Origin of the sequence: Delftia tsuruhatensis, assembly GCF_903815225.1 — a bacterium.
GTDB classification, from domain to species: domain Bacteria; phylum Pseudomonadota; class Gammaproteobacteria; order Burkholderiales; family Burkholderiaceae_C; genus Comamonas; species Comamonas tsuruhatensis_A.
This window is the reverse complement of the sequence record NZ_LR813084.1, coordinates 2,274,259-2,291,723: the sequence shown is the minus strand read 5'-3', so window position 1 is coordinate 2,291,723 and position 17,465 is coordinate 2,274,259. Positions and strand designations below refer to the sequence as shown.

Below are 17,465 nucleotides of genomic sequence, written 5' to 3'. Positions count from 1 at the left end.
CCCGGCATCGGCCCGATGCTCCCACTGATCACCATGTCCACCGTCTTCAACTTCACCTTCGTCCCCTGGTTCCGGTCCGTGGCTCCCTATATCCACAAGTTCCGACACCAGACCTTTGTGGTGGGGCTGACGGGCGAGGCCATCGCATCGGGCAAGCTCGGCTCCATCGTCCAGGACCTGGCCATGATCCAGGCCATGGGCGTGAAGATCGTGCTCGTGCATGGCTTTCGCCCCCAGGTCAACGAACAGCTGGCCGCCAAGGGCCATGAAGCCCGGTACTCTCGTGGCGTGCGCATCACCGATTCGGTAGCGCTGGACTGTGCCCAGGAGGCCGCGGGCCAGCTGCGCTACGAGATCGAGGCCGCCTTCAGCCAGGGCCTGCCCAACACACCCATGGCCGGCGCGCGCGTGCGCGTCATCTCGGGCAACTTCCTGACCGCGCGGCCCGTGGGCATCGTGGACGGGGTGGACTTCAAGCATTCGGGCCTGGTGCGCAAGGTCGACGTGGCCGGCATCCGCAGCGCGCTGGACATGGACGCCATGGTGCTGATGTCGCCCTTCGGCTTCTCGCCCACGGGCGAGGCCTTCAATCTGAGCATGGAAGAGGTGGCCACGCGCGTGGCCATCGAGCTCAAGGCCGACAAGCTGATCTTCCTGACCGAGGTGCCCGGCATCCGCCTGGACCCCGCAGGCCCGGCCGACGAGACCAACCCCATCGACACCGAGCTGCCCCTGGCCACGGCCCGCCGCATGCTGGCCGAGCTGCCCACGCCAGAGCAACCCACGGACACGGGCTTTTACCTGCAGCACTGCGTGCATGCCTGCGAGCATGGCGTGGAGCGCAGCCACATCCTGCCCTTCGCCATCGACGGCGCCCTGCTGCTGGAGATCTATGTGCACGATGGCATCGGCACCATGGTCATTGACGAGAAGCTCGAGGAGCTGCGCGAGGCCACGCCCGACGACGTGGCCGGCATCATCCAGCTGATCGAGCCCTTCGAGAGGGACGGCACACTGGTCAAGCGCAGCCGCACCGAGATCGAGCGCGACATCAATCACTACACCATCATCGAGCACGACGGCGTGATCTTCGGCTGCGCCGCGCTCTATCCCTACCCCAGTGCCAAGACCGCCGAGATGGCGGCCGTCACGGTCTCGCCCAAGAGCCAGGGCACGGGCGATGGCGAGAAGCTGCTCAAGCGCATCGAGCAGCGCGCCAAGGCCCAGGGCCTGGACAGCCTGTTCGTGCTGACCACGCGCACCATGCACTGGTTCATCAAGCGCGGCTTCCAGCCCGTGGACCCGGACTGGCTGCCCGAGGCGCGCAAGGCCAAGTACAACTGGGACCGTAAAAGTCAGGTCCTGGTCAAGAAGCTCTGATCAGCCTTTCACCGCTGCCTGCCAGCGCGCAGCCGCCTTGCCGGCCGCTGCCAGCGCCGCATCGCGCTGCGGCGCGTCGGCCGGGCATTCGGTGAGGTAGCCGGTCACCAGCAGCGGTGCGCTTTGGGGCGTGGGCCAGGCGATGACGGCATCGTTGGCGGTGCCGCGCTCGCCCGTCCCCGTCTTGCCGCCGACTCGCCATGTGGCGGGCATGCCCGCGCGCAGGCGCTTGTCGCCCGTGCGGCTGGCCTCCAGCCATTGCTGCAGCAGCGCGCGGCCATGGCCCTCCAGCACCGAGCCCAGCAACAGCCGCTGCATGCCCCGGGCCATGGCCAAGGGCGTGGTGGTGTCGCGCTCGTCGCCGGGCAGGCCTTCATTGAGCTCAGGCTCCATGCGGTCCAGGCGGGTGGTCGGATCGCCGCTGGCCCGCAGCCACTGCGTCAGCGCCTGCGGTCCGCCACTGGCATCCAGCAGCAGGTTGGCCGCCGTGTTGTCGCTGAGCACCACCGCCGCCTCGCACATCTCGGCGATGGTCATGCCGCCGCCGTCGCCGGAACGCGGTCCGCTGGCCGGCGAGTAGGGAACCAGCCGGGAGCGGGCATAGTGCACCCGGCGTGACAGGCGTTCGTCGCCCTGCTGCACGCGGTGCAGCACCTGGGCGGCCAGCAGCAGCTTGAAGGTGCTGCACATGGCAAAGCGCTCGTCGCCACGGTGATCGACGCTGGCACCGGTGCCAGCGTCCAGTACCGCCACCCCCAGGCGCCCGCCGACGCCCTGTTCGATACGTGCCAGCTCCTGCGCGAAAGCCCGGTCGGCAGCCCCCTGTTTTCCTGATGGCGCAGCGCAGCCCGCGAGCCCGCCCAGAGCGCCGGCCGTCACGGTGCCAGCCCTCAGAAAATCACGTCTTTGCATTGTTCTTCCTTTTCCCTTGCAGATGACGAACGCAACGATAGCGCCGCGCCGCCAGGCCCACCAGCGTGAATAATTGGCGGCATCCCCTAGAAAAACTATAGGCTCCGCCATGCAACTGCCCCTCAACGCCCTGCGCATGTTCGATGCCGCCGCGCGCCACCTCAATTTCACGCGGGCAGCCGACGAGCTGTGCGTGACCCAGGCCGCCGTCAGCCAGCACATCCGCAAGCTCGAGGAGCGCCTGGGCAAGCCGCTGTTCCGGCGCCTGCCTCGGGGGCTGGCGCTGACCGACGAAGGCCACGCCCTGTGGCCGTCCGTGGCCGAGAGCTTCGCGCGCCTGGAGCAGTCGCTGCAGCAGGTGGCCGAGCCGCGCCCGCGCGAGATCCTCACCGTAGGCGTGGTCGGAACCTTCGCCATCGGCTGGCTGATTCCCCGGCTGGAGCAGTTCCAGCAGCAGCACCCCTACATCGACCTGCGCCTGCTCACGCACAACAACCGCGTGGACCTGGCCGGCGAAGGGCTGGATGCGGCCGTGCGCTTCGGTGATGGCGCATGGCAGGGCACGCGGGCCGAGATGCTGCTGCGCGCACCACTGACGCCCATGTGCACCCCGGCGCTGGCCCGGCGCCTGCGCCAGCCCGCCGACCTGGCCGGACAGACGCTGCTGCGCTCCTACCGGTTGCAGGAATGGGAAAGCTGGTTCGCCACGCTGGACCAGGACGCCCCGCCGGCACGCGGTGCCATGTTCGACTCCTCCCTGACGCTGGCCGAGGCGGCCGCCCAGGGCGCGGGCGTGGCCCTGCTGCCGGCGCGCATGTTCCAGCACCTGCTCCAGCAGGGCCGGCTGGTGCGGCCCTTCGCGCAGGAGGTGGACACGGGCGCCTACTGGCTGACCCACCTGCGCTCGCGCGCGCCCAGCGCGGCGCTCGGGACTTTCCGGCAATGGCTGCTGGCGCAGCTGGGTTCCTAGAGGCCGGGACCACGGCTTTTCGTGGCCAGCGCTATTATCTGGCGCTTTCGCCCTGGCACGCCACCTCCGCTTCCCACTCGCCCATGACCCAGACCCTGCCGGTTCTCTACTCGTTCCGCCGCTGCCCCTATGCCATCCGCGCACGCCTGGCGCTGGCCCATGCAGGCCTCGCCTGCGAACTGCGCGAAGTCAATCTGCGCAACAAGCCGCAGGCGCTGCTCGACGCCTCGCCCAAGGCCACGGTGCCCGTGCTGGTGCTGGAGGACGGGCGCGTGATCGAGCAGAGCCTGGAGATCATGCTGCACGCACTGCGCGCCAATGATCCCGATGGCTGGCTGGCCCCCACCAGCGGCGCGCTGGACGACATGCTGGCCCTGGTCGAGCGCAACGACGGCTTCTTCAAGCAGGCCCTGGACCGCTGCAAATACCCCGAGCGCTACACGGCCGAAGAGGTCAACCAGGCCCAGGCCGACGCCCTGACCTGGCTGGCCGGACTCGATGACCGACTCGAGGCCTCGGGCTACCTGTTCGGGCAGAACCCCGGCCTGGCCGACATGGCGCTGCGCCCCTTCGTGCGCCAGTACGCGCGCATCGACGAAGCCCAATGGAACGAGCAGCCCTGGCCGCATCTGCAGGCCTGGCTGCAGCGCTGGATCGACTCGGCCCTGTTCGCCGAAGTGATGGAAACCTATCCGGGCTGGGTGCCCGGCACGCGCGGCCCGGTGTTCGGCGCCGATGGCGTGGGCAGCGACTGAATCCCCCGCAGCGACCGGCAGGGGGCTGCATCGCGTGGGGAAAGCTGGCACAGTGGCAGGCTGTTGCCATCGCACCCCACTTTGCTGACATGACCCTCGCCACCCTGCTCGTCTTCTCCCTGGTCGCACTGATCGCGATCATCACCCCCGGCCCCACCGTGCTGCTGGCCCTGGCCAATGGCTCGCGCCACGGCGTGCGCCGCGCCCTGCCAGGCATGCTGGGCGCCGTGCTGTCGGACTTCGTGCTGGTGGGGGCGGTCGCGCTGGGCCTGGGAGCCCTGCTCGCGGCCTCGGACTTCTGGTTCTCGGTGGTCAAGTGGGCGGGCGCGGCCTACCTGGCCTGGCTGGGCCTGCGCATGCTGCGCAGCCAGGGCGGCTCGCTGTCGGCGCCCGAGGGTGACGGCGGTGTGGACGGCTACAGCGCCCGCACCGTCCTCTTCAAGTCCTTCCTGGTGGCGGTGACCAATCCCAAGGGCTACCTGTTCTGCTCGGCCCTGCTGCCCCAGTTCATCGACCCGGCCGCCGCCCAGGCGCCGCAGTACATCGCCATTGCCCTGGTGTTCGCGCTGATCGATTTCCTGGTCATGCTGGCCTACGCCTTCGCGGGCTCGCGTGCCGCGCGGCTGCTGCGCGGACGCGCCGTGCTGTGGCTGGACCGCCTGTGCGGCGGCATGCTGCTGGCGCTGGCCGGCTCGCTGGCCTTTTATCGCCGGGCGTCGAACTAGAGCCCGTTAGCGCGGCGCCGCCATGGCCTCGTCCAGCTGCAGCACGGCCGCCGCGTTGCCGGTGGTGGTGGCCAGGGTGTCGATGACGCCCGTGCGCAGCGCGCCCAGAATGGCCGTGACCTTGCTGGCCTCGGCCGCCACGGCGATGACATTGGGAATGCGCTGCAGATCCTCGCGGCTCAGGCCGATGACGCGGTCCTGCATGGGCGTTGCCGCCGGCTGGCCGTGGATGTCGATGAAGTCGTAGCCCATCATGTCGCCCACCGTGCCGGCACGCCGGGCATCCGAGATTTCCTGTGCCGAGAACCACCCCATGCGGGCCATGTTGCTGTCCACGCTGACATCGCCCACGCCGATGAGGGCGATGTCGGCGCGCCGCGCCTTGTCCAGCGTATGCCGGACCGTGTCGTTGTCCAGCAGCGCCTGGCGCAGCTGCGGATCGCCGACCAGGGCGGGTGCATACAGCGATTCGGACTTGCCCCCGAAGCGCGCGGCCAGCCGGCGCGCGATGTGGTCGGCATTCATGGCCTCGCCACCCCGGTAGGAGCCGCCGATGGCGCTCACGAACTGGCATTCGCGCCGCGTGGCGGACAGCGCGTGCTCGGAGACCGCGGACACATTGCGGCCCATGCCCACGGCGACAATGGCGCCATCGACCAGGATGCGCTCCAGCTCGCTGGCCACCAGGCCGGCCAGCAGCGCACGCTGCTTGTCGGCATCCTGATGGTCTACCGCGATCAGCGCGCGCTTGATGTGGAATCGCTCGGTCAACTGCCGCTCCAGGTCCGTGGACACCACCGCATGCTGGCGCACGCGGATCTCGACGACACCCTCTTCCTGGGCCCGGCGCAGCATCCGCCCGACCGTGGCACGCGAGATGCCGAACTCCCTGGACAGTTGTTCCTGCGTCCATCCGTCCACGTAGTACAGCGTCGCAAGTCGCGTCAGGTCGGCTTCGGTCAAGACGGTTCTCCATGGTTGGGGGCGGGCAAGCCGCGCAGTGTAGCGCCGCTCACCGGGGCTGGCTACCGTGGGGCAGCAGCAGCACTTTCACCGAGTCCATGGAATCGGCCACCCGGATCGCCGTCTCCCATTCGGACAGCGCAAGGCGGTGGGTGACGATGCCCTCGGAGGTGACCAGGCCGCGCGCCAGCAGGTCGATGGCGATGGGGTAGCAATGCGCGCTCAGATGGGCGCCACGCAGATCCAGCTCCTTTTCCTCGCCAATGATGGACCAGTCCACCGTGGTGTCGCGGCCGAACACGCTGAACTCCACGAAGCGCCCGAGCTTGCGCACGAGATCGAGGCCCTGGGTCACGCCCGAGGGCGCGCCCGTGGTCTCGATGTACACATCGCAGCCATAGCCGTCGGTCAGCGCGTGCACGATGGCCCTGGCGTCCTCGCGCCCGGGGTTGATGGTCGCATCGGCGCCGCAGCGGCGTGCCAGCGCCAGGCGCTCGTCCGACAGGTCCATCACCACCAGCCTGCGCGGCGTCTTCAGGCGCGCCACCTGGGCCATGAGCAGGCCCAGCGTGCCGGCACCGGCAATCACCACCACGTCATCCAGCTGGATATCGCCCCGGTTGACCGCATGGATGGCGCAGGACAGGGGCTCGGTGATGGCCGCGTCCTCGAAGGCCACGCTCTCGGGAATGCGGTGCACCACGGCGCGCGCCGACAGGCGCATGTACTCGGCCATGCCGCCATCGGCCACTGCGCGCTGGAAGCCGTAGACATCGTGCACCTCGCACATCCAGCGAAAGCCGGTGCGGCAGTAGCGGCAGGCATGGCAGGGCACGATCTGCTCGGCGATGACGCGGTCGCCGACCTGCACGCCGTGGTGCGCCTCGGCGCCCTCGCCCGCCTCCACCACATGACCCCAGAACTCGTGGCCCGCGATGACCGGCGGGCGCACGTAGGCCGGCCGCCCCTTGTCAGGGTCGCCCCAGAAACGCGGCGCGCCGGCCCAGCACTTGCAGTCGCCCGCGCAGATGCCGCAGGAGGCCACGCGGATGACCAGCTCGCGCGGCCCGGCGCGCGGGCGCGCAACGCGCTCCAGCCGGTAGTCCCGGGGGCCGTGGCAGACCACGGCGAGCATGTGCGTATCGGTGGCATCGGTCAGGTCGCTGTGCATGGTGTTCTCCTGGGTGGTCGGCAATGGGATGGGACCTGGCGGCGCGTCATTCCCTGCGGCGGGAGCTGTCCAGCAGCACGGCGCCGACGATGATCACGCCCTTGATCACCTGCTGGTAGTACGAGGACACGCCCAGCAGGTTCAGGCCGTTGTTGATCACGCCGATGAGCAGCGCGCCAACGACGGTTCCACCCAGGCGGCCCGTGCCGCCCGACAGGCTGGTGCCACCGATGACCACGGCGGCGATGGCGTCCAGCTCATACGACACGCCCGCCTGCGGCAGCGCCGCCGTGGTGCGTGCCGCCAGCAGGATCCCGGCCAGGCCCGCCAGCAGGCCACTGGCCACATAGACCAGCAGCAGGATGGCGCGGGTGTTGACGCCGCTGGTCTTGGCGCTGCGCAGGTTGCCGCCCACGGCGTAGATATAGCGGCCGTACACGGTATAGCGCAGCACGAAGGCGAACACCGCGACGACGGCGGCGAAGATCACGATGGGCATGGGCACGGGCCCCAACTGGCCGGAGCCAACCGCCAGCAGGCCATCGGGAAGCTCCGAGACCGGCATGCCGTCGTTGTAGATATAGGTCAGCCCGCGCGCCGCGCTGAGCATGCCCAGCGTGGCCACGAAGGGAGGCACGGCCAGCCAGGCGACCAGCAGCCCATTGACGCCGCCCAGCAGCATGCCCACGCCCAGCCCCGCACCCACGCTCAGCGCCAGCCCGTGGCCATCGGCGGCCAGCCAGGCAGTCACCATGCCGGCGAACGCCAGGATGGCGCTCACCGACAGATCGATCCCCGCCGTCAGCACCACGCAGGTCATGCCCACGGCCAGGATGCCGTTGATCGAGGTCTGGCGCAGGATGTCGACCCAGTTGCCCCAGGTCAAGAAATGGGGGTTGGCCAGCGCCAGCGCGAAACACAGCGCCAGCAGCGCGATGGCCACGCCATAGCGCTCGCGCAGGTTGCGCAGGTCCAGATTCGGCCGGGCCATGGACGGCGGCGCGGCGGAGGCTTGAAGCTTGGTCATGGGGGGTCCTCTGATGGCTGTTGGCAAAGGCGCGCCGGGCGCTCACTGGATGGAGTAGCCCCCGTCGATGACGATGTTCTCGCCGGTCAGCATGCCGGCGTGCTCTCCGGCCAGGAAGACGGCCAGCCGCGCGATCTCATCGGGCTGTGCAAAGCGGCCCGTGGGGATGAGCGCGCGCATCGCCTCCCCCACCGCACCCGCCCAGGCCTGGCGGCCCAGCGGCGTGTCCACCACGGTGGGCGAGATGGCGTTGACGGTGATGCCGTCCGGCGCCCATTCCAGCGCCAGCACGCGCGTCAGCCCGACCAGGCCGGCCTTGCTGGCGCAGTAGGCGGCATGGCGCCTGAGCGCGATCACGCTGGCCTGCGAGGCCAGGTTGACGATGCGGCCGTGGCGCTGGCGGCGCATGGCAGGCGCCACGGCCTGGGCCAGCAGCAGCGGCGCCGTGAGGTTCACGGCCAGCGTGCGCTGCCATGCGGCCTCGCTGACCTCGCCAGCAGGCTCCAGCAGCGCCACGCCTGCGCTGTTGACCAGGATGTCGATGCGGCCCGTGGCCTCCAGCACGCCTGCCACGGCCTGCGCAACGGCCGCCTGCCCGGTCACGTCCACCGCCAGCGCCATGTGACGCGCCGGGTGCGCCGGCCCCGCCAGCGTGGCCACGGCCGAGGCCACCGCCTCGGCATCCAGGTCCAGCAAGGCGACCCGCGCACCCTGCCCGGCAAGCTGCCGCGCAATCGCCAGGCCGATGCCGCCCGCCCCGCCAGTGACCAGGGCGGTGCGCCCCTCGAAATCCACGGCCGTGCCCGCGCCCTTCATTTGCGGACCTTCTGGAGAAAGGCATCGGCGTTGGCGGGCACGATGGCGGTCCAGGGCACCTCATACGACCTGGCCGTGCCGTCGCCCCAGGGCATGGCCTGGGCGTACTCCTTCCACACCGTCGAGCGTGGCTGGTAGGACGGGCCGGCGAGATGGCGCAGCAGCACATCCAGCGCGCCCTGCGCCTGGGCCTGCGCATCCTGGAAATTCGTGGTCATCTCGCCGCGCTTGACGGCGTTGATGGCGGCGGCCACGCCATCCACGCCCACCACCGGGATGGTCCTGATGTCGATGCCCTTGGTCTTGATGGCCTGCACGGCGCCCAGGGCCTCGTCGTCGTTCTGGGCGATCACGCCCTGGATCTGGCCGGGAAACGCGGTCAGCCAGTTCTCCATCAGCGCCATGGACTCGGCGCGCGACCAGTTGGCCGTCTTGCGCGCCAGTACCTTCACCTCCTTGTGGCGCGCCAGCACCTCGTCGTTGCCACGCGCGCGCTCGATCTGCGCCGACTGGCCTATGGGCCCCTCGATCACGACGATGCGGCCCTTGCCGCCGATGGCCTTCATCAGCGCCTCGGCCTGCATGCGGCCCGCCACCACATCGTCGTTGCCCACGTAGGAGGTCAGCACATCGCCCTGCACGCGCGTGTTCGAACCCACCACGGGAATGCCCGCCTTGATGGCCTTTTGCACGGGCGCGGCGCCTGCCTTGAGGTCGATGGGCACGAAGAGAATGCCGTCGTACTTCTGCGTGATCATGGTGTCGAACTGGTTGCTCTGCGTCAGCGCGTCGTAGTTGCCATCGAACACGGTGACCTGCACCGTGCCGTCCAGCACGGCCGGGTGCGACTTCAGCTCCCTGGTCCACATCTGCATGAACTCGCCCTTGAGCCCGTAGACGGCCGCGCCGATCCGGTAGGGCCTGGAAGAAGTCTGGGCCTGCGCCTGCGCCGGCAGCGCAGCGGCAAGGGCGAGCACGCTGGCGAGCGTGGCGATGAATCGGCTCCATGGCATGGTCTGTCTCCTGTGAGTGTGAAAAGAAGCGGGGAAAAACCGTCAGGACGCGAGGTGCAGCAGCTCCTCCTGCGTCGCGCCGTGGCCCGGAATCACTTCGGCGATGCGTCCCTTGCGGAAGATGGCGATGCGGTCGCTCACCTCCAGGAGCTCGGGCGCCTCGGACGACACCACGACCACGGCATGGCCCTGCGCGGCGAACTCGGCCAGAAAGGCATGGACCTCGCGCTTGGCTCCTTCGTCGATGCCGCGCGTGGGCTCATCGCACAGCAGGCAGACGGGCTCGGTCGCCACGCAGCGCGCCAGCACCACCTTCTGCTGGTTGCCGCCGCTCAGGCCCGAGACCGGCATGGCGGGGCTGGCCAGCTTGACACGCAGGCGCCGCAGCAGATGGCCGACCAGCGAGCGTTCGGCCGGGAGGTCGATCACCCGGGCATGCTGCAGGCGCGGCAGCGCGGACAGGCTGGCGTTGAAGCCGACCGAGGCGCTCAGGACCAGCCCCGTGGCCTTGCGGTCCTCGGTCACCAGGGCCAGTCCCGCCCGGATCGATGCCCGGGGGTCTCCCTCGGGCAAGGCCTTGCCGCGAAGCCGGGCCTGGCCGCGGTCCGCCCGCGTGAGTCCATACAGGCAATTGAGAAACTCGCTGCGCCCCGACCCCATGAGGCCGTAGATGCCCAGCACCTCGCCAGGCGCGACCTGCAGGTCGATGTCCTCGAATTCGCCCTGGCGCGCAAGCCCCTGCACCGACAGCAGCGGCTCGCCCCGGACCGACGGCTTGCGAGCCCTGTCCGCCAGCCCCACCTCCCGTCCCACGATGAGCTTCACCAGCCCGCGCCGGTCGATGTCCGCCATCCGGCCGGACTGCACGAATCCGCCATCGCGCAGCACGGTATAGCGGTCTGCGATGGTGAAGATCTCGGTCAGGCGGTGCGATACATAGAGAATGCCGGCCCCTCGCGCGGTCACGCGCCGGATCGCATCGAAGAGGATGGCCGTCTCGCTCTCGCCCAGGGCCGAGGTGGGCTCGTCCATGATGATGAGCTCGCTTTGCCTGCTGAAGGCCTTGGCGATCTCCACCAGCTGGGTCTGCGCCAGGCTGAGCCGGCCCATCGGCGTGCGCGCATCGATGGCAAAGCCCAGCTGCGCCAGCAGCGCCTGCGCCGCCTCGAACAGCCTGCGGTAGTCGACCACCAGGCCGGCCCGGGTCGGCTCGCGGCCCAGGAAGATGTTCTCGGCCACGCTCATGCCCGGGATGGGCGACAGCTCCTGCGTGATGATGGAGATGCGGTGCGACAGCGCCTCGTGCGGCGTAGCGAAGTCCACCGGACGGCCCTTGAGCAGGATCTCGCCCGCATCGCGCCGCAGTATGCCCATCACGATGTTCAGCAAGGTCGACTTGCCCGCGCCGTTGCCGCCGCACAGGGCATGCACGCTGCCGCGGTGCAGCTCCAGGCAGCCGTCGCGCAGCGCGGGCACGCCGCCGAAGCTCTTGGCCACCCCGCGGGCCTGGAGCAGCGCGGCATTCATGGCCCACCCTCCTCGCCACGCGCCGATGCGGCCTGCGCGCGCTCGAAGCCGGTGATGGCATCGACCTTCTGCGCGGAGCCGCCCCCGTCGAAGGTCGAGGCCAGGAAGCGGTCCACGATGGCCTTGGCCAGTTCCGCGCCGATCACGCGCGAGCCCAGCGTGATGATCTGCGCATCGTTGCTGCGGCTGGCGCGCTCGGCCGAATAGGTGTCGTGGGCCTGCGCAGCGCGGATGCCCGCCACCTTGTTGGCGGCGATCGCCATGCCGATGCCCGTGCCGCACAGCAGGATGCCGCGCTCATGGCGCCCCTGCACGATGGCCTGCGCCACGGCGATCGCCACGTCGGGATACAGCACCGGCGCGCCATCGTGCGTGCCGAAGTCGGTCACCGCATGGCCCTGTGCAAGCAGGTGCTGCCTGACAGTGTCCCTGAGATCGCAGGCGGCTTCGTCGCAGCCGATGGCAAGGTTCACGGCGACTCCTCTTTCAAAAGATCATCAAATGATCAAAAGATCATCCTTTTTCCTACGATCCCACAATCGATATTTGCCTGTCAAATCAAAAAACCTATCGATTTCCCTTATGAATCCCGCATGAAATCCGGTTGACATCGGCTTTCATCAAAACAAAGAATGACCATCAAATGAGCATCTGACCAACTCAATCGCCACCTCAGGGAGACAACGCACATGGAGGAAAACGTCCGCATGAGTTCGACGAATCGCGTGATCAACCACCCAGACCGGGTGGTGGAAGACATGCTCCAGGGATGGCTGTCCGCCCATGCCGACACGCTGTGCGCCAGCGAAGGCAATGCACGGGTGGTGCGGCGCAGGGCCGAGCCACGCCAGGGCAAGGTGGGCATCGTGACGGGCGGCGGCTCGGGCCACGAGCCGGCCTTTCTGGGCTACATCGGCGAAGGCCTGTGCGATGCCGTGGCCATCGGCGAGGTCTTTTCATCGCCCACGGCCCGCAGCTTCCACGACGCCATGCGCGCCGCCGACGGCGGTGCCGGCGTGGCCTGCCTGTACGGCAACTACGCGGGCGACAACATGAACGTGGGCATGGCCATGCAGATGGCGGCGCGCGACGGCATCGTGGTCCAGGCCGTGGTGGCCAATGACGACGTACCCTCCGCACCCCGTGGCGAGGAGGAGCGCCGCCGCGGCGTGGCCGGCGAGATCCTGATGTGGAAGGCGGCCGGCGCCAAGGCCGCCATGGGGGCCAGCCTGGACGAGGTCGTCGCCGTGGCGCGGCGTGCCATGGCCTGCACGCGCAGCATGGGGCTGGGCCTGTCGGCCTGCGTGATCCCTGCCGTGGGCAAGGCCAACTTCCACATAGCACCCGGCACCATGGAAGTGGGCATTGGCCACCACGGCGAGCCGGGCGTGTCCGTGCGGCCCACGGCCACCGCGGCACAGATGGCCGAACTCATGCTGGACACCCTCCTCGCCGACCTGCCCTTCGCCCGCGGGGACCGCGTGGCCGTGCTGCTGTCCGGCCTGGGCGCCACGCCGCTGATGGAGCAGTACATCCTCTACGCGGAAGTGGCCCGGCGCCTGAAGGAAAACGGCATCACGGTGGCCTTTCAGCGGATAGGCAACCTGTTCACCTCGCTGGAGATGATGGGCGTCACGCTCACGCTGATGAAGCTCGATGACGAGCTGGAGGCCTGCCTGAAGGCCCCCTGCCACGGCGTCGCCCTGTCGATCGCCGGCCCGGCGCCCGCCACGGATCCCGCTCCGACACAGGAGCAGCGGGCAGACATGCCGGTCGCGGCACCGCCGCCCTCCAGGGAGCCATCCACCACTGTGCGGCGCGACCCTGAAGGCCCCTGCGTCGCGCTGAATGAAGCAGGCAGCCTGGTCAGGGAGTTGATCGCCACCATCGTCAGCCACCGGCAGTTCCTCAGCGAGATCGACGGCCTCATCGGCGACGGCGACCACGGCGTCAACATGGCCAAGGGCTTTTCGCAATGCGCGGCGCGGCTGGATGTCATGGGCGAGCACCGGGCGGCCCATCTGCCGACGGCGCTGGAGCAACTGTTCCAGGCGCTGATGGACGATATCGGGGGCTCGATGGGGCCGCTGTACGGAGGGTTCTTCCGAGGGTTCGCCGAAGTGCTTGCACCTCAGGAGCAACTCGATGCCGCCTTGTTCGGCCAGGCCCTGGCCCGGGCCCTAGCGAACGTGCAGGCGCTGGGCGGCGCCCGCGTGGGAGACAAGACCCTGGTCGACACGCTGGCCCCCGCCTGCCGTGCCTATGACCTGGCCTTGCAGGCCGACGCCGGCTTTTCCGAGGCGCTGCAGGCCATGGCCTCCGCCGCCGAGGCCGGCAAGGAATCCACCAGGAACATGCAGGCCCGCATCGGCCGCTCGGCCCGCCTGGGGCCGCGCTCGGTGGGTGTGCTCGATGCGGGGGCCACCTCCTGCTGGCTGATCCTGAGCACCATGGCCTGCTCGCTCAGGCGCCAGCTGGGATGAGGGCCGCTCAGGCGCGGCGGGCGCCGCCGGCCCGCCTGGCCAGCAGGATCAGCACAACCACGCTGAAGACCACGAAGCAGATGAAGGACCAGTTGGCGATGGAGCCGCCCAGAAAGCTCCAGTCCACGGCGGCACAGTCTCCGGAGCCACGGAAGATCATGGGCAGGGAGCGGCTGATGGGGTAGTTCTCGATCATGCCGTAGAAGTCGCGGCCGCAGGTCGCGAACTCGGGCGGATACCACTGCAGCCAGCTCTGGCGTGCGGCGACGAAGGCACCGAAGCCCGAGGACAGCAGCGCCAGGATGCCCCAGCCCATGAGCCAGCCACGCGAGCCGCGCGCCGCCCCCAGGCCCGTGAAGATGGCCACGCCGATCAGCGCGTAGCGCTGCACGATGCACATCGGGCAGGGCTCCAGCCCCACCACGTGCTGCAGGTACATGCCGAAGGCCAGCATGGCCACGCAGGCCAGGCTGATGAGCGCCAGGATGCGGCGCGGAGCGTTGTCAAACCATTGAAGCATTCTTGTCTTTCGTCACCCGGTTGAATGAAATCAGGGCTGTGGCGCCAGCCCGGCGCCACAGCCCTGATGCGGGTGCGAAAGCCGTTGCCGCGCCGTCAGATGCCAGCCGCCGCGTCCAGGAACACCTTGGCGCGGCGCGGTGTCACCACCAGGGTCTCCCCTTCGCGCAAGCCCATGTCCTTGAACTGCTGCGCAGGAATCTGCGCCTCGATCAGGCTGCCCTCTTCGGCATTGTCCGTGCTTTCGGTGCTCTCCGAGGGAATAAGTTCCAGCCGCGCGATGGGCCCCACGACGATGGCGCGGGCCAGTTGCACGACGATGCCCGTGGGCCGTCCCTGCACGTCCAGGTTCTGGCCAGGGGAGTAGCGCTCCACCTCCAGATCGTGCGGGCGCACATAGGCGAAGGCCTTGCTGTCGCTGGCGCCATGGGCGTCGTGGCTGTCCAGTTGCATGCCCTCGTCCAGGTAGACCCGGCCATCGCTGGCCCGGCCCTTGAACAGGTTGACATCGCCCAGGAAGCCATAGACGAAGGGCGTGGCCGGGTTGTCCCAGACCTGCTGGGGCGTGCCCTCCTGCTCGATGCGTCCCTGGTTGATGACGACCACGCGGTCGGCCACTTCCAGCGCCTCTTCCTGGTCGTGGGTCACGAAGATCGAGGTCACATGCAGCTCGTCATGCAGGTGGCGCAGCCAGCGGCGCAGTTCCTTGCGCACCTTGGCGTCCAGCGCGCCGAAGGGCTCGTCCAGCAGCAGCACCTTGGGCTCGACCGCCAGCGCCCGGGCCAGCGCGATGCGCTGGCGCTGGCCGCCCGACAGTTGCGAGGGAAAGCGCTCGGCGATCCAGTCCAGCTGCACCAGCTTGAGCAGGCTCATCACCTTCTCGCGGATCTGGGCTTCGCTGGGACGCTGGCCGCGCGGCTTCACGCGCAGGCCGAAGGCCACGTTCTCGAACACCGTCATGTGGCGGAACAGCGCATAGTGCTGGAACACGAAGCCCACGTTGCGCTCGCGCACATGAACGTCGGTCGTGTCTTCGCCGCTGAAGTGGATGCTGCCCACGTCGGGCGTCTCCAGGCCCGCGATGATGCGCAGCAGCGTGGTCTTGCCGCAGCCCGAGGGGCCGAGCAAGGCGATGAGTTCGCCGGACTTGATGTCCAGGCTCACATCGCGCAGGGCCTGGAAATCGCCGAACTGCTTGCTGACGTTGCGTATTTCAATACTCATGGTGTTGCTCTTTTTTGGTCGGGGCCTCGGGCTCAGGAAGCCTGCGATACCTGCGGGGGACGCTCGGGAGGCAGGTCGGCGGCGGCCTTGGCCTGCTGCTCGGCGCGCCATTCGGCCACGGACTTGATGACCAGGGTCACCAGGGCCAGCAGGGCCAGCAGCGAGGCGGCGGCGAAGGCGGCGACCGACTGGTACTCGTTGTAGAGGATCTCGACGTGCAGCGGAATCGTGTTGGTCTGGCCCCGGATATGGCCCGAGACCACGGACACGGCACCGAACTCGCCCATGGCACGCGCATTGCACAGGATCACGCCGTACAGCAGGCCCCACTTGATATTGGGCACGGTCACCTTCCAGAAGGTCTGCCAGCCCGTGGCGCCCAGCACGATGGCGGCCTGCTCCTCGTCACTGCCCTGGGCCTGCATCAGCGGGATCAGCTCGCGCGCGATGAAGGGGAAGGTCACGAACACGGTGGCCAGCACGATGCCGGGCACGGCGAAGATGATCTTGATGTCATGCTCGGACAGCCAGGGGCCGAGCCAGCCCTGGGCACCGAACACCAGCACGTACATCAGGCCCGCCACCACGGGCGAGATCGAGAACGGCAGGTCGATCAGCGTGATCAGGAAGGCCTTGCCACGGAACTCGAACTTGGCGATGCACCAGGCCGCCGCCACGCCGAACACCAGGTTCAGCGGCACGGCGATCAGCGCCGTGATCAGCGTCAGCTGGATGGCCGACCAGGCATCGGGTTCCTGCAGGCCGGCGACATAGGCATCCCAGCCCTTGCGCAGCGCCTCGGTGAAGACGGCGGCCAGCGGCAGCACGAGGAACAGCCCGATGAAGGTCAGGGCGATGCCCGTGAGGATCCAGCGCACGGCGCGCGGCTCGGTGGTGGACAGCTTCTCGCGCCGGCCCGCCTTGGGCGCCGTGAGCCTGTAGAGCACCACCACCGCCACCAGCACCGCGCCGATGATCTTCAGCAGCAGGGCTTCCTGTTGCGACAACTCCATCATGCGCCTCCCGAATGCTTGCGCTGCCATGCCTGCAGCGCGTTGATGACCAGCAGCATCACGAAGGAGAACAGCAGCATCACCACGGCCACGGCCGTGGCGCCCGCGTAGTCGTACTGCTCCAGCTTGCCGATGATGATCAGCGGCGTGATCTCCGAGATCATGGGCATGTTGCCCGCGATGAAGATCACCGACCCGTACTCGCCGATGGCGCGCGCGAAGGCCATGGCAAAACCCGTCAGCAGGGCCGGCGTGATGGCCGGCAGGATGACCTTGTAGAAGATCTGCCAGCGCGATGCGCCCAGGCTGGTCGCGGCCTCCTCCAGTTCCTTTTCGGAGTCTTCGAGCACGGGCTGCACCGTGCGCACCACGAAGGGAAGGCCGATGAAGATCAGCGCGATGACCACGCCGTTGGGATTGAAGGCCAGCTGGATGCCGTGCGGCTCCAGGTACTGCCCGACCCAGCCGTTGCCCGCCAGCAGCGCCGTCAGCGAGATGCCGGCCACAGCCGTGGGCAGCGCGAAGGGCAGATCGACCAGGGCGTCGACGATCTTCTTGCCTGGAAACTGGTAGCGCACCAGCACCCAGGCGATCAGCAGGCCGAACACCAGGTTCACGCAGGCCGCGGCAAACGAGGCACCGAAGGTCAGCCGGTAGGAGGCCAGCACGCGCGGCGCGGCCACGGCGTCCCAGAACTGGGCCCAGGTCAGGGAGAAGGTCTTGAGCAGCAGCGCCGACAGCGGGATCAGCACGATGAGGCTCAGGTAAAACAGCGTATAGCCCAAGGTCAGCCCGAAGCCGGGCAGAACGCGCTTGGCGCCGCGCCCCCGGCGCGCCGCACCGGAGGGTGCGGGCGCGGGAGCGTCGGCGCCAGGCCTTGGGCTGGTCGGAACGGCAGACACCATGTTGGATTCCAAATCAGCCAGTGTGGGGACGGGGCCTCAGGCGGGCGCTGCCGCCGTGAGGC

The 17,465-nt window shown here is 68.8% G+C and carries 17 protein-coding genes; 5 read left to right on the top strand and 12 right to left on the bottom strand.

Translation table 11 applies throughout. The features are described from left to right. Positions 1-33 precede the first annotated feature (33 nt). Positions 34-1,380: an amino-acid N-acetyltransferase gene (argA, locus tag L1Z78_RS10430; protein ID WP_234642142.1), complete on the top strand. Its 1,347-nt coding sequence runs from the start codon at positions 34-36 to the stop codon at positions 1,378-1,380. Here argA and bla read toward each other — a convergent pair whose 3' ends face one another. Next, entirely contained in the window at positions 1,381-2,292 is a 912-nt protein-coding gene (gene bla, locus L1Z78_RS10425; RefSeq protein ID WP_234641416.1) for a class A beta-lactamase, read from the bottom strand. It abuts the gene before it with no gap. 109 nt (positions 2,293-2,401) lie between these two features. Here bla and L1Z78_RS10420 point away from each other — a divergent pair, with 109 nt between their 5' ends. The 3 genes from L1Z78_RS10420 (at position 2,402) to L1Z78_RS10410 (ending at position 4,742) form a co-directional block, all read left to right on the top strand. Next, entirely contained in the window at positions 2,402-3,262 is an 861-nt protein-coding gene (locus L1Z78_RS10420; RefSeq protein WP_234641415.1) for a LysR family transcriptional regulator, read from the top strand. Positions 3,263-3,345: 83 nt separating this feature from the next. Next, complete coding sequence (locus L1Z78_RS10415; RefSeq protein WP_234641414.1) at positions 3,346-4,017, top strand: glutathione S-transferase; 672 nt, start codon at positions 3,346-3,348, stop codon at positions 4,015-4,017. 89 nt (positions 4,018-4,106) lie between these two features. Continuing rightward, a complete protein-coding gene (locus L1Z78_RS10410) occupies positions 4,107-4,742 on the top strand; it encodes a LysE family translocator (protein ID WP_234641413.1) in 636 nt (211 codons plus the stop codon). Positions 4,743-4,748: 6 nt separating this feature from the next. Here L1Z78_RS10410 and L1Z78_RS10405 read toward each other — a convergent pair whose 3' ends face one another. The 7 genes from L1Z78_RS10405 to rpiB are packed head-to-tail and all read right to left on the bottom strand — an operon-like array spanning position 4,749 to position 11,732. After that, the gene (locus L1Z78_RS10405; protein ID WP_234641412.1) at positions 4,749-5,705 is read right to left on the bottom strand and encodes a sugar-binding transcriptional regulator; all 957 of its coding nucleotides are present in this window, start codon (positions 5,703-5,705) and stop codon (positions 4,749-4,751) included. Positions 5,706-5,754: 49 nt separating this feature from the next. Next, positions 5,755-6,876, bottom strand: a complete 1,122-nt coding sequence (locus L1Z78_RS10400) for an alcohol dehydrogenase catalytic domain-containing protein (RefSeq protein WP_234641411.1) — start codon at positions 6,874-6,876, stop codon at positions 5,755-5,757. 46 nt (positions 6,877-6,922) lie between these two features. Continuing rightward, the gene (locus tag L1Z78_RS10395) at positions 6,923-7,903 is read right to left on the bottom strand and encodes an ABC transporter permease (RefSeq protein ID WP_234641410.1); all 981 of its coding nucleotides are present in this window, start codon (positions 7,901-7,903) and stop codon (positions 6,923-6,925) included. A gap of 42 nt (positions 7,904-7,945) precedes the next feature. Then, entirely contained in the window at positions 7,946-8,719 is a 774-nt protein-coding gene (locus L1Z78_RS10390; RefSeq protein WP_234641409.1) for a GolD/DthD family dehydrogenase, read from the bottom strand. Continuing rightward, positions 8,716-9,732: a substrate-binding domain-containing protein gene (locus L1Z78_RS10385; RefSeq protein WP_234641408.1), complete on the bottom strand. Its 1,017-nt coding sequence runs from the start codon at positions 9,730-9,732 to the stop codon at positions 8,716-8,718. The genes L1Z78_RS10390 and L1Z78_RS10385 overlap by 4 nt, the downstream gene beginning before the upstream one ends. 42 nt (positions 9,733-9,774) lie before the next feature. Continuing rightward, a complete protein-coding gene (locus tag L1Z78_RS10380; protein WP_234641407.1) occupies positions 9,775-11,259 on the bottom strand; it encodes a sugar ABC transporter ATP-binding protein in 1,485 nt (494 codons plus the stop codon). Next, positions 11,256-11,732: a ribose 5-phosphate isomerase B gene (rpiB, locus tag L1Z78_RS10375; RefSeq protein WP_234641406.1), complete on the bottom strand. Its 477-nt coding sequence runs from the start codon at positions 11,730-11,732 to the stop codon at positions 11,256-11,258. Before rpiB ends, L1Z78_RS10380 begins: the two co-directional genes overlap by 4 nt. A gap of 234 nt (positions 11,733-11,966) precedes the next feature. Between rpiB and dhaL the strand changes: the two genes are divergently transcribed. Further along, on the top strand, positions 11,967-13,742 hold the full coding sequence (gene dhaL / locus L1Z78_RS10370; RefSeq protein ID WP_234641405.1) for a dihydroxyacetone kinase subunit DhaL: 1,776 nt from the start codon (positions 11,967-11,969) through the stop codon (positions 13,740-13,742). 7 nt (positions 13,743-13,749) lie between these two features. Here dhaL and L1Z78_RS10365 read toward each other — a convergent pair whose 3' ends face one another. The 4 genes from L1Z78_RS10365 to cysT form a co-directional block, all read right to left on the bottom strand. Continuing rightward, complete coding sequence (locus tag L1Z78_RS10365) at positions 13,750-14,262, bottom strand: disulfide bond formation protein B (RefSeq protein WP_234641404.1); 513 nt, start codon at positions 14,260-14,262, stop codon at positions 13,750-13,752. A 95-nt stretch (positions 14,263-14,357) separates the two neighbouring features. Then, complete coding sequence (locus L1Z78_RS10360; protein ID WP_234641403.1) at positions 14,358-15,485, bottom strand: sulfate/molybdate ABC transporter ATP-binding protein; 1,128 nt, start codon at positions 15,483-15,485, stop codon at positions 14,358-14,360. 32 nt (positions 15,486-15,517) lie between these two features. Further along, positions 15,518-16,498 carry a sulfate ABC transporter permease subunit CysW gene (gene cysW / locus L1Z78_RS10355; RefSeq protein WP_234641402.1) on the bottom strand — a complete coding sequence of 327 codons (981 nt, stop codon included), beginning with the start codon at positions 16,496-16,498 and terminating at the stop codon, positions 15,518-15,520. After that, the gene (gene cysT, locus L1Z78_RS10350) at positions 16,498-17,403 is read right to left on the bottom strand and encodes a sulfate ABC transporter permease subunit CysT (RefSeq protein WP_234641401.1); all 906 of its coding nucleotides are present in this window, start codon (positions 17,401-17,403) and stop codon (positions 16,498-16,500) included. Before cysT ends, cysW begins: the two co-directional genes overlap by 1 nt. Positions 17,404-17,465 lie beyond the last annotated feature (62 nt).

Coding starts and splice junctions, on each gene's coding strand:
- argA (WP_234642142.1), top strand. CDS start 34: ATGTCCACCGTCTTCAACTTCACCTTCGTCCCCTGGTTCCGGTCCGTG.
- bla (WP_234641416.1), bottom strand. CDS start 2,292: ATGCAAAGACGTGATTTTCTGAGGGCTGGCACCGTGACGGCCGGCGCT.
- L1Z78_RS10420 (WP_234641415.1), top strand. CDS start 2,402: ATGCAACTGCCCCTCAACGCCCTGCGCATGTTCGATGCCGCCGCGCGC.
- L1Z78_RS10415 (WP_234641414.1), top strand. CDS start 3,346: ATGACCCAGACCCTGCCGGTTCTCTACTCGTTCCGCCGCTGCCCCTAT.
- L1Z78_RS10410 (WP_234641413.1), top strand. CDS start 4,107: ATGACCCTCGCCACCCTGCTCGTCTTCTCCCTGGTCGCACTGATCGCG.
- L1Z78_RS10400 (WP_234641411.1), bottom strand. CDS start 6,876: ATGCACAGCGACCTGACCGATGCCACCGATACGCACATGCTCGCCGTG.
- L1Z78_RS10395 (WP_234641410.1), bottom strand. CDS start 7,903: ATGACCAAGCTTCAAGCCTCCGCCGCGCCGCCGTCCATGGCCCGGCCG.
- L1Z78_RS10390 (WP_234641409.1), bottom strand. CDS start 8,719: ATGAAGGGCGCGGGCACGGCCGTGGATTTCGAGGGGCGCACCGCCCTG.
- L1Z78_RS10385 (WP_234641408.1), bottom strand. CDS start 9,732: ATGCCATGGAGCCGATTCATCGCCACGCTCGCCAGCGTGCTCGCCCTT.
- L1Z78_RS10380 (WP_234641407.1), bottom strand. CDS start 11,259: ATGAATGCCGCGCTGCTCCAGGCCCGCGGGGTGGCCAAGAGCTTCGGC.
- dhaL (WP_234641405.1), top strand. CDS start 11,967: ATGAGTTCGACGAATCGCGTGATCAACCACCCAGACCGGGTGGTGGAA.
- L1Z78_RS10365 (WP_234641404.1), bottom strand. CDS start 14,262: ATGCTTCAATGGTTTGACAACGCTCCGCGCCGCATCCTGGCGCTCATC.
- L1Z78_RS10360 (WP_234641403.1), bottom strand. CDS start 15,485: ATGAGTATTGAAATACGCAACGTCAGCAAGCAGTTCGGCGATTTCCAG.
- cysW (WP_234641402.1), bottom strand. CDS start 16,498: ATGGAGTTGTCGCAACAGGAAGCCCTGCTGCTGAAGATCATCGGCGCG.
- cysT (WP_234641401.1), bottom strand. CDS start 17,403: ATGGTGTCTGCCGTTCCGACCAGCCCAAGGCCTGGCGCCGACGCTCCC.